Here is a 10,080-nt window from a genome sequence, read left to right on the forward strand (position 1 = left end):
GACCGCTTGATTCCGCCCCACGATTCTTGATGATCTTCCGGATTTGGAAGGTGAAACTCTCGATCGCGTTCGTCGTGTAGAGGATCCTGCGCAGGTTCGGGGTGAACTCCAGGAACGGGACGAACTGTTCCCAGGCGCGTTCCCACACCGCCACCGCCGCCGGGTGCTTCCGGCCGAACTCGGACTCGCCGAACTCCAGCAACGCGGCCTCCGCGGCGTCGAGGTTCGCCGCCGCGGAGATAGGCCGCATCGCCGCGGCTACCTTCTTGCGGTCCGCGTAGGAAACGTACCGCAACGCCGCCCGGATCAGGTGCACGACACACGTCTGCACCGTGGTCCTGCCGTAGGCGTTGCCGATCGCCTCGGGCAGGCCGGTCAGCCCGTCGCAGCACACGATCAGGATGTCGCGCACGCCCCGGTTGCGCAGCTCGGCCATCACCTGCGCCCAGTGCCGCGCGGCCTCGACCTGCTCGACCCAGATCCCGAGCACGTGCTTGACGCCGTCCAGGTCGACCCCGACGGCCAGGTGCACGGCCTTGTTCCGGACCGCGCCGCCGTCACGGACCTTCACCACCAGCGCGTCGACGAACACCACCGGGTAGACCTCGTCCAACGGCCGGTGCTGCCAGGCCTTCACGTCGTCGAGGACCTCGTCGGTGATCCTCGAGATCGTGTCGTGGGACAGCTCCACCCCGACCGTCCGCGCCAGGTGGTGGCCGATGTCCCGGACCGTCATCCCGCCCGCGTACAGGGAAATCACGGTGTCCGACAGGCCCCCTACCCGGCGGTCGCCCTTCGGGACCAGCGCCGGGGCGAACGTGCCCGCCCGGTCCCGGGGCACCTCGAGCTCGACCGGGCCGACCTCGGTCAGCACCGTCTTCCGGGTGCTGCCGTTGCGGGAGTTCGGCACACCACGACCAGCCGCGTGGCCCTTCCCGTAGCCCAGGTGCTCGTCGAGCTCGGCGGCCAGGCCCCGCTCCAGCACCTGTTTGATCAGCCCGGTCAGCAGGCCGCCCGGCCCGGTCAGCTTCAGCTCCGGCCCGCCCGCCCGGGCCTGGGCCACCAGCGCCGCCGCGAGCTCCTCCTCCACCCCGTCCGGCAGCACCAGGCCCCCGCGTGCCTGCGCCGGTACCACCACCGCCGGGTCCTCGACTTCGCGTCCCTGTCCGACTACTTTCGGCATTTACGATCTCCTTCGTCTCAGGTGCTCTGTCGCACCTGTAGCGGCACTCTAGGCATCCACTCCATTACACAGAGCATCTGACACGTCCCGTTCACCGGCGACTCGTCCCCGCACAGCACCGGCTCGGCGCGCAGCGCGGCCGTCATCGCCTCGTCGAACCCGGCAGCCTGAAGATCCTGCGCGAGCCGTTCGTTCGCGCGGGCGACGAACCCGGACGAGACCGGCACCCCGAGCAGCGCGTCGATCACCATCGCGGCCCGCTCGACCGGCACGTTCGCCTCCGAGGCGAGCAGCACCGCCGCGCCGTGCAGCCTGGGCCCGTAGGACACGCCGCCCGCCGCCGCGTGCCGCACCCCGGGCACCGGCGCGGTGGTGACCTTCCGGCAGCACGCGCACCGGCGCCGCGGCAGCGCCCACTCGACCTTCTCCAGCACCGGGTCGAGCAGGTCCCAGACCTGCGCCCACCCGTCGTCCGCCAGCACCCCCGCGCCGGACAGATCCGCCGCGCAGGACGAGCATTCCGACGGCGGGTCCGCCGATAACGACCGGTCCGGCGTCTCCTCCCGCACCAGCCCCGCCCCCGGATGACCCGGCTGCCCGCCCGGCTTCTTCTCCTTCGACCGGACCCCCGCTCCGAGGACGCCCGCCGCTCGGCCTTCCGCTTCTCCCTGGCCGCGATCGGCTCCTTCGACGGCGGCACAGAGGAGTTCGTACTGTCCATCGACAACCGCCGACGCAGCTCGGCGAGTTCGAGCTCAAGTTCCTCGACCCGCCGCACGGCCCGGTCCCGCTCGGCGCGCACCACGCCAAGCTCCACCTCATGCCGCGCGGCCGAGTCCTCCACGACCCGACGCAACCGCTCATTGACCGACGCCAACCGCTCGTTCGCCGCCGCCGACGCGGCCTGCCCCGCGGACAGTTCCCCGATCCGCGTCTCGGCAGCCGCGAGACGCGACTCCCACGACGACGCGGACGACTCAGCCACAGCCCTGATCATCCACGCCCAACCACCAGGATCAAGCAACGACCACAGCCAGTCCCCGCAACGCAAACCCCAAGGTCAGCGGGCTACCCCGGCACACCCGTGAATGGACACCCCGTGAGCTGGGGTGATGCGCCGGCGCGGGGCCGGCTGCATGATGGTCAGCTATGTCCGTACGCCTGCTCTATCTGATCTTCGTGCGGGTGTGTGGCTGGTTGGTTCTCCTCGGTCGTTCGTCGGCGTCGACGGACATCGAGGTGCTGGTGCTGCGGCATGAGGTCGCGGTGCTGCGCCGCACCCAGCCCACGCCGCGGTGGGACGGGGCGGACCGGGCGGTCCTCGCCGCCCTGATCCGGCTCCTGCCCGGGGCACTGCGAGCCCACCGGCTGGTCACTCCCGGCACCGTCCTGCGATGGCACCGCCGTCTGGTCACACGGACATGGACCCACCCGCGGCGGATGGGCCGGCCACCGATCAGCCCGGAGATCGCCACACTGATCAGGCGACTCGCGACCGAGAACCCGACGGGGGGCTACCAGCGGATCCAGGGCGAGATCCTCACGCTCGGCCACCAGGTGAGCGCCTCCACGATCCGCCGGGTCCTGACGACCCTCGGGCTGCCACCGGCTCCAAAACGGCAGACCGACACGACAGGGCGGCAGTTCCTGCGTACGCAGGCCTCGACCATGCTGGCCGTCGACGTCTTCCACGTGGACTGCGCGGTGACGCTACGGCGTCTGTCCTGCTTCTGTGCCATCGAGGTCGGTTCCCGCACCGTCCATGTCCTCGGGGTCACCGCCCGCCCGGACGGATCGTGGACCACCCACCAAGCCCGGAACCTTCTCATGGACCTCGGTGACCGGGCGGCCGCCTTCCGGTTCCTGGTCCGTGACCGCGCCGGCCAGTTCACCGCATCCTTCGACGCGGTCCTCGCCGACGCCGGCATCACCACCGTCACGATCCCACCCCGGACCCCGCGGACGAACGCCTACGCGGAACGGTTCGTCCGCACGGTCCGGACCGAGGTCACCGACCGGATGCTGATCTTCGGTGAGCGGCACCTGCGCGTTGTCTTGGCCGAGTACGCACGGCACTACAATGGGCGACACCCCCACCGTGGCCGCGGTCTTCAACCACCACGGCCGGACCACCCCGTCGCGGACCTGACCAAGAAACAGATCAAGCGTCAGTCCGTCATCGGCGGCCTGATCAACGAGTACGAACGAGCCGCATAAAAGCCCAGGTCAACGCCGGTGGCCGAGTTCTGACACCCCACAGGCTCGCCTCATCGGCGACCGGCGAGCCGTCAGCGGGGCTCGTCCAGCTCGGCGACGGCGTCGCGGCGGAACTCCTCGGTGAAGGCGGCCAGCAGCTCCACGGCCTCGTGCCACCAGACCCGGCCGAGCTGCTCGCGCGCATCGGCGTAGCCGAGTTCGTAGAGCGCGTGGACCCGGTCCGAGGAGAAGTCGAGCAGCCCAGATCCCCAGCTCAGTGGCCCGCCGGGGTCCAGCGGGCGACTCGGCATGATCTCGATGAGGTCTAGGCCGGGGAACTCGTCCGGGTTGAACAGCGGATAGGGCTTGAGGTGGACGACGACCACGCGACGTACCCTAGCGAGCTGGTAAAGCGCGCCAATCGGCAGATTGTCGCCGATTCCACCGTCCCGCAGCACCTCTCCGCCGACCCGGCGCGGCGGAAGCACCACCGGCACCGCAGCGCTGGCCAGCAGCGTGTCCGGGATCTGCTCGCGGGCCAGCGAGCTGACCAGCACCCAGCGGGCTGCCGCGCGCCCCTGCACGACGCCCCGCACGACGTCGAACACCCAGCCGAACCGGGGATGCAGCATGCCGTGGTCGGGGCCGTCACGGCGCTTTATCGGCAGCAGCGCCTCGAGACTGCCCCGGGACGGCTCGACCGACGGGAACACCGAGACGAACAGCGGCAACCGGCCCAGCGCCAACGCGCCCAGGTCGACGTACCGGGTGAGCAGGTCGTCGAGGAAGCCGCGCTGGAAGATCGGGCCGCGCAGCCGGGGCCACAGGTTGACCAGCTGCTCCAGGGTCGTCTCCTCGACGATGGGCACGTCGCCGAGCGCTCCGCCGGCCGGGTCGTCGGGCGAGGCCGCCCGGCGGGCCGGCCGGCCGGCCTGGCGCGCCACATGCGTCCAGGCGGCCAGCAGGCTGTCCGCGCCGCCGGCCAGCGTTGGCGCCGAGGCGAGGATCGCGCCGTTAAGTGCCCCGATGCTCGCCCCGGAGATCGCATGCACCGGAACGCGCTCCTCCGCCAGGTACCGAGCGACGCCAGCCTGGTAGGCGCCCCGGGCGCCGCCACCGGCGAGCACGAGCGCGATCGGCAGCTTACGTGGGTCCTGGACACCCTGCGCCCGGAACAGGTCGGCCGGGCTGCGCAGCCCGCGCGGCAGCGGGCGTGGCGGCGGGCTGGTCTCGGTCGACCGGCGCCCCGCGTGCGCCGAGAGCTCCCGCGCCCGGCGAGCGATCTCGTCCGCCGATATCGGCTCCTCGGCCATGTCGCGTCCCCCTCGCTTCGGTCTACAACGCCGGCGGCGGCCCGCCCGGCACCCACAGCCGGGCCCGTTCCGCGAGCGCGGAGGACGCCTGTTCCGCCACCGCCAGCTCGGCGAAGGCCTTCGCCGTCATCCGGCTGGGAAGGTGCACGTAGCGGGAGGCGGTGGCATGCCGGACCACCCCGGCCGCCTGGTCGCGACCCAGGTCGTCCGCGACCTCCCGCACGACTTGGTCGAGCGCGAGCGCGAACGCGTCGGTCAGCGGCCCTCGGGTGACCGGGGCGAGCGCGGGCACCAAGCCGATACCGAGGATCTCCGCGACCATCTCGCGGTCGTCGCGGACCGCGAGCGCGGCCACGGCCTCGATGAGCAGCTCGGCGAGTGGCTTCGGGCCTTCCCAGCCGCCGTCGGCGCGCAGGATCCGGTCGGTGAGGATCTTCTGGAATCGTCGGGGATCGCCTGGCGGCCCGGAGGGCGCGCGCGGCCCGCCGACGACGGGCATCGGGGCGAGCAGTTCGTAGGCCCCCGCCGGACCGGCGGCGATCTCCTGGCCGAGCAGCAGGACCTGCAGAGTCCAAGGCAGATCGGTGTAGGTCTCCCCGTCGCGCCAGCGCAGGATGGCGTTCGTGACGGCGTCCTCTCCCGCCTTGCGGAAGTCCGTCACCATGGTCCGGAACTCCAGTGCGTTGAGGCGGGCGTCGTGTTCGATGAGCACTCTGCCGTGGACGTCGAGGAGCGTGGCGTGCTCGCGCAGGATCGCGTCCTGCTGGGCGAGCGAGGCCGCGTGCGCGGCGAGCCGCGCCGCGTGGTCGCGCAGCACCGCGGCATGCTCGGCGAGCATCATGTCGTGGGCGTCCAGCCGGTCTTGGCAGACACCGACCAGACCGGCGAGGTGACCCGTCAACAGGCCGAGCTCTCGTAGGTCGGCAGCGTTGCGGGTGCTGAGGCTGATCGCGTGGTCGACGCCGTACTGCACTTGGCGCAGGTGGCCGCTCACCCGGGCGATGGACAGGTCGACGTTGATGCCGTGCGCGCGGATCTGGTCGAGCTGTATGACGATTTCCCGCTGGTGGCGCACCAGGTCACCAGCGACCGCCGTCTGCAGCTTTCCCGTGACTGTCTCCGCTATACGCCCGAAGAACCCCAACCTGCGCTTCTTTTCGACCACGCCGGAGGTGCGTTCGATGGACTGGGAGAGCTCCTTGACCATCCGCCCGCCGGCGACCGGCACCCGGTCCATGACGGCGCCCAGCGCTTTGTGGAGCAGCGACATCAGCTTGCCCGACCGTCATGGCCGGCGGGCGTCTGCGCTGGCCCGGTGGCCGGCGACCGGGTGAACACGACTGGCAGGCCGAACGTGTGGCCGGCCACGCGGTAGGCGGGTACGACGACGAAGTCCGGGGCGGCGTCGTCGACGCTGGGTGGCCACACGTCGTACTGACTGATCGAGGCGCCCTCCGTCGGCAGGTCGAAGTCGAAATCGGCCTGCCGTTCGGCCGCGGCGATCTTCGCGCGTAGCTTCTTGGCCGCGTCGACGAACCGGCGTAGCCCGGCGGCCTGGTCCGCGTCCGCCGAACCGTGCTCCGGGGAGCCGTAGAGGGCCACGCGGACCTGGTCCTCGTTGACCATCGGGCCGGCGAAGCAGCCAATCAGAACGTTGCGCACGACCCAGGCGCGGAACTGCGCGAGATCCGCGCCCGGGTCCGCCGGGTTGACCCCGAGCGCCAGGTTTCTGGCCCGCTGCTTGGCCAGGCTCGCGAGCTCCGCCGCGAGTGCCGTGTGCACCGCGTCGGTCGCGCGGACCTGGGATGAGTCGGCCCGGACACGTTCGGCCCGCAGGTTCGCCCAGCTGGCGTCAAGCTCTGCGAGGCCTGTCCGGACCAGCTCCACCTCTGCCTTCGCGAGCTGCTCCGCCTCCTGCCTTGCCAGATCAAGGATGTGGGCGATCAGCGTCTTCTGGCCGTCCTCCAGCTGGCCGATCCGGTGGCGCAGCGGGCTGGTCTCCCGGGCCAGCGCCGCGTAGACGCCGCCGTCGGTCGCGATGCCCTGTGCGCCCACAAGATGGGCGCCGAGCGCGGCGACCTGCTGCTCGACATAGGTGCGCAGGCCTGCGAGGTCGCGGCGCGCGGCAGCGCCGTCCTGCCGGCCGATGACCTTTTTGAGGCCGTCGATCGTCTTGTCCTGCTCATCAAGGGCCCTGCCCTGCTCCACAAGCCGCCTCGCGAGGCCGTTGACCTCGTCCGTCAGCGTGCGGGCCTGCCGCTTCAAGTCGCGGACCTCTTTTGTCAGATCGGCGACCGTGCTGTCGGCGCCCGACTCGGACGACGCCGACGGTGAGCTAGCCGAAACCGCACGCCGGTCCAGCTCCGCCTGGCACCCAGCGAGCTGGTCCCGTAGCGGGCGGATCAACTGTTCGATCGCCTGGACCGTCGGCTCGTCGCCCTGGTCCCTCGCCTCCGTGAGCTGCCGATCGTATTCGTCGACCTGCTGCTGGATGATCCTGCGCTGGTTCCTGAGCACGGCCAAAGATTGCTGCTCGCCGTCGTGCTCGTGGTCCCGGCCCTTGCCACCGAAGAATCCCATGATGATTATCGCCGCCGTCGCGCGTCACCGCACATAGTCGATATCGAAGGCGGCCTCGACCTCTTTGCCCGTCCGCGGGTTCACGGCACGTACGCGGGTCTCGGTGCTGCCGAAGTAGATGTAGATCTCGACGCCACGTTCCTCGACCGGCCGACCGACGGACTCGCTGAGATCAACCTCGACCTTGCCTAGTATCTTGCTGGTCGAGTCGTCCACCCAGTCCGGGTAGTCCTCGTTAGGCGTGGCGTAGAACGTCGCGGACAGGGAAGACTGCGTCCGGGTGAGCGGCGATACGGGCAACCGCCGGCTGAAATCGACCTCGACGCTCTTCCCCCGGGCGACGAGCCGCTCGAAGCGCGTCGCGCAGTACAGCTCGCCGTCGTCGTCAGGGACCTGCGACTCCACCGGGTCGGTCCCGTGCCGAAACAGCTTCACCACCGCGAAGCCCACGGTGTATTTCGCGGTACGGGCGCGGATGACGCTCGGATTGTAGCAGTAGTGTACCGCGCCTTCGAGCACGGCAACTCCCGGGTCCTCGGCGAGCAGCAGCCGGGTCTGGGAGCCGAATTCGGCCTCGATGCGCGCCTGGAGGTACTCGGAGCGGCTGAAACCGCCGACCATGATCAGCAGTTCGGGGCCATCTGGCGGGCCGTCCTTCTGGGCGATCGTGCGCAGCTGACGGCGGATGACGTCGAGCATCGGGTCAACGACCCCGTCGAAAATTTTCTGGACCTCTTCCGCAGGCACGCGCAGGCCGTAGTCGTCGCCGTAGTCGGCAGCGAGCGACCGGCGGGCGGACTCGCTGATCAGGCCCCACAACGTGCCTCGGATATTGAACAGTAAAGGCTCGACGATCCGCGGCCGGCCGTCCTCGATCTCGACCGCGAAGTTCGCCTTCTCACCCTCCCACTGGTCCTGCAGGTCCAGCAGGTCGCCCGGGAGGTCCTTCTTGGCCTTCTCGACGACACCGACGCCGAGCCGGCTGGCCAGGAAGTCGTCGATGAGCGCCGCGTTGGTGTACTCGGAGCCGAACTTGCCGCCGTCGGGCTGGCCAATCTCGCTGAGCCGGGCGTTACCGTCGGGCGCTCGGGTGACCTTGTACGCGGTGATGTCGATCGTGCCGCCGCCACAGTCGACCACCATAAACCGGGACACGCCCCGGATGTCGCCGGTAAGGGCGAGCAGCTCCCGTTCATCGTCCGCACCGAGCACATGGGTGTTCTTGATGGCGCAATACAGCGCGGCGGCCTCGGGCTCGATGGCGAGCAGCAGGCGGTTCTCGTCATCGGGCAGCCCGGCCTCGACGGCGGCCTTGCGCATCAGCTGCTTGTCGGCGTCGTCCCAGATCGCCGGCACGGTGAGGCACCAGCGGATGTGCTCCGGGCGGTACTCCCGCTTGCGGATGTCCTCGATGGCTTCTTCGTAGACGGCGCGCAGATACTCGACGATGAGCCGCCGTGCGTCGGCCGGGCTCTCGAGCCGTACCGAGCCCTCGCCACGTGGCACCGCACCGCCGTAGACGTCCGGCTTAAGCATCATCTTGAACGCGTAGGCGTAACCCACATCGCCGCGACCATTAAGATCGACACTGCCCTCACCGTGGCTGCGGGACCGCGCCCAGCGCCGGCGGGCCTCGAACCCGCGCGCGACTACCGCGCCCTTCTCGAAGTAGAGCGCGGAGAGATTCTTCGGCGTCGTGACGCGGGCGCCCTTGTGGTCGCCCTTGAGGTTGACGATCCGCCGGCCGGGGTCCTCGTTGACGGCGTCAACGGTCGCCCAAGCCCAGCCGGTACCATGGGTTCCGAAATCGATGGCCGCCACAACCTGCCACGGCCCGGCCATCACACGACCGTTCCGGCACAGTGGATCGGGCGACCTCGGTACCGGCTCATGGCCGGCCGGAAGCCGCGCATGAAGATATGACTGACTGCGTACACCTAACCGCTCCCCCTTGCAGCGCCCCACTGAATGTCTCCCACCACGTAAGCTAGCACGGAGCGCGACAGACGTACGGCGGATTAGGTAACGCCTGGCGGGCCACGAGGCGTCTATATCACGGGCGTGGCTGAGCCCGCCGACAGACCCCGTGAGACGCTGGGCTGGCGAAAGCCGGTAGAAATATTTAACGATCTGCTAGAACGGCATGCGTCGCCATGACCGCTTGATTTCGCCATGGTTGAGTCCAAGGGATGGCGTCACCGTCAGTGGTCGTAAGCGACCAGAGATCTTTTGACGGGCTGGCCGGTCTTGTCGTTGAGCCAGATCGCCGCAGTCAACGCCAGGATTCGCGATAGCACCCGGACCGCCACGCCGGCCGGCGTGCGGCCACCGTGTCGCTCCAGGTCACGCTGGCCCGTGAAGGTCTGGTTGATCGATTCGATCACCTGCCGCAACGGCGTGAACAGCTGTGCTCCAGCCCGCTCGGGCTCCCCCGCGCGAGCCGGACGCAGCAACCTCAGGTCACGTTCGGTGAGATCATGCTCGAAAGCGCGGCCGAAGTAGTTCGTGTCCCCGATAATCGTGTGACGGGGATGGGTAGCAACGATCGTGGGTGTGGCATCCAGCATGTCCAGCAGCGTCTCGCGCTCGTCGGCCTTCGCGCCGGTGAGCGCGAACAGGATCGGCAGCCCGCCGAGCGTGCATACCAGGTGCAGGCGCAGGCCCCACCAATACCGCGAGTGCGACGCACAGGAACCGTACTGGGCCCACCCGGCCAGGTCGGAACGCATGACGGTCTCCCGCGAGCAGCCGCAGCCGACGGGGGTGGAGTCGAGGACCCACACGTCGTCGCTCCACAGCGAGGTGTCC

Annotated in this window: 7 protein-coding genes and 1 pseudogene; 1 reads left to right on the forward strand and 7 read right to left on the reverse strand. The window is 69.7% G+C overall.

Annotated features, from left to right (window positions below):
* Both MJ797_RS13020 and MJ797_RS13025 read right to left on the reverse strand, forming a co-directional pair.
* Positions 1-1,183: IS256 family transposase (locus MJ797_RS13020; protein ID WP_374582110.1), on the reverse strand; the 1,183-nt coding region annotated here is incomplete at its 3' end.
* An 89-nt stretch (positions 1,184-1,272) separates the two neighbouring features.
* A pseudogene (locus tag MJ797_RS13025) lies at positions 1,273-2,180 on the reverse strand (transposase); the annotation flags it as partial.
* Between the two features lie 152 nt (positions 2,181-2,332).
* Between MJ797_RS13025 and MJ797_RS13030 the strand changes: the two are divergent.
* Positions 2,333-3,400, forward strand: a complete 1,068-nt coding sequence (locus MJ797_RS13030; RefSeq protein ID WP_239334604.1) for an integrase core domain-containing protein — start codon at positions 2,333-2,335, stop codon at positions 3,398-3,400.
* A gap of 71 nt (positions 3,401-3,471) precedes the next feature.
* Here MJ797_RS13030 and MJ797_RS13035 read toward each other — a convergent pair whose 3' ends face one another.
* The 5 genes from MJ797_RS13035 to MJ797_RS13055 all read right to left on the reverse strand — a co-directional run.
* Positions 3,472-4,692: a patatin-like phospholipase family protein gene (locus MJ797_RS13035; RefSeq protein WP_239334605.1), complete on the reverse strand. Its 1,221-nt coding sequence runs from the start codon at positions 4,690-4,692 to the stop codon at positions 3,472-3,474.
* 22 nt (positions 4,693-4,714) lie between these two features.
* Positions 4,715-5,962: a hypothetical protein gene (locus MJ797_RS13040; RefSeq protein ID WP_239334606.1), complete on the reverse strand. Its 1,248-nt coding sequence runs from the start codon at positions 5,960-5,962 to the stop codon at positions 4,715-4,717.
* Complete coding sequence (locus MJ797_RS13045; RefSeq protein WP_239334607.1) at positions 5,962-7,272, reverse strand: hypothetical protein; 1,311 nt, start codon at positions 7,270-7,272, stop codon at positions 5,962-5,964. Before MJ797_RS13045 ends, MJ797_RS13040 begins: the two co-directional genes overlap by 1 nt.
* Before the next feature lie 24 nt (positions 7,273-7,296).
* Positions 7,297-9,114, reverse strand: a complete 1,818-nt coding sequence (locus MJ797_RS13050) for an Hsp70 family protein (RefSeq protein WP_239334608.1) — start codon at positions 9,112-9,114, stop codon at positions 7,297-7,299.
* Positions 9,115-9,473: 359 nt separating this feature from the next.
* On the reverse strand, positions 9,474-10,080 hold a 607-nt coding region (locus tag MJ797_RS13055; RefSeq protein WP_239334609.1), incomplete at its 5' end, for a transposase.

It is taken from the genome of Protofrankia sp. CiP3, from assembly GCF_917627345.1.
Lineage (GTDB): Bacteria > Actinomycetota > Actinomycetes > Frankiales > Frankiaceae > Protofrankia.